Below are 1,245 nucleotides of genomic sequence, written 5' to 3' on the forward strand. Positions count from 1 at the left end.
CTGCTGCCGTATTGGTTTATCGTAGGCAGTTGCAGACGCAGGTAAGGTTTTAAACGTTTGTCTGCCCTAAGTAGAAAGCTTATTTCTCAAAAACATTCCTATAAAAAACTTCAGGCCGTCTGAAAGATATTTTCAGACGGCCTGATGCTTGATGCGCTATGGATTGTCTCAATAATAAAATATGCTCAATAAAATCCCAAAATCCAAACGTAAAAAAACCTACTTTTTTCAAAGTAGGTTTTCATATTTGGTGGGTCGTGAGCGATTCGAACGCTCGACCAACGGATTAAAAGTCCGCTGCTCTACCGACTGAGCTAACGACCCGATAAGCTGTGCATTATAGAGATGGGGTACACAGCTGTCAACACCTTTTTTAAATTTTTTTATTCGACAACGATTTTCGGGAAGCGGCTGCTGAAGTCTTTACCTTTATCGGCAATGGCCAGTGCAATTTGGAAGGCGGCTTCGGTGTAGATGTCGGCGATGGTTTGGTTGTTTTCAAACAAGGCCGAAGATGTGCCGCTATCCATAGCTTCGCGTACAGGCAGGCTTAATGGAAGTTGGCCAAGCAACGGTACATTCAAACGCTCTGCCAAGTTTTTGCCGCCTTCTGCGCCGAAGATTGCTTCGGCATGGCCGCAGTTGGTGCAAATATGGACAGACATGTTTTCTAAAACGCCCAAAATCGGGATATTGACTTTGTTGAACATATCCACGGCTTTGCGTGCATCAATCAGGGCGATGTCTTGTGGCGTGGTGACGACAACGGAGCCGGTCACGGGGATTTTTTGCGACAGGGTCAATTGGATATCGCCGGTACCGGGCGGCAGGTCGATGAAGAGATAATCGACATTGTCCCACTCGCTTTGGAACATAAGCTGTTGCAAGGCTTGGCTGACCATCGGGCCGCGCCAAACGACGGCTTGGTCGGTATCGACCAGGAAACCGATGGACATCACTTGAATGCCGCTTTCGGCTTCAACGGGAATGAGTTTTTTGTTTTGTTGGTCGGGTTTGCGGTCTTGTACGCCGAGCATGGTGGGCTGGCTTGGGCCGTACAGGTCGGCATCGAGTACGCCGACGCGCGCGCCCATTCTGGCCATTGCGGTGGCAAGGTTGGCTGTGGTCGTTGATTTGCCGACGCCGCCTTTGCCCGATGCAACGGCGATAATGTTTTTCACGCCTTTGATGGTTGCTACGCCGGGTTGAACTTTATGCGTACCGATTTCGGTATCGATACTCAAG

Annotated in this window: 1 protein-coding gene and 1 tRNA gene; both read right to left on the bottom strand. The window is 49.2% G+C overall.

Features of this window, described 5'->3' with window-relative positions; genetic code table 11:
- Positions 1-248 precede the first annotated feature (248 nt).
- A tRNA-Lys gene (locus ACTHUM_RS14535) sits at positions 249-324 on the bottom strand.
- Positions 325-383: 59 nt separating this feature from the next.
- Positions 384-1,245, bottom strand: an 862-nt coding sequence (apbC, locus tag ACTHUM_RS14540; RefSeq protein ID WP_440403230.1) for an iron-sulfur cluster carrier protein ApbC, incomplete at its 5' end; no start/stop codon positions are given.

Source organism: Neisseria sp. P0021.S006 (assembly GCF_051956895.1).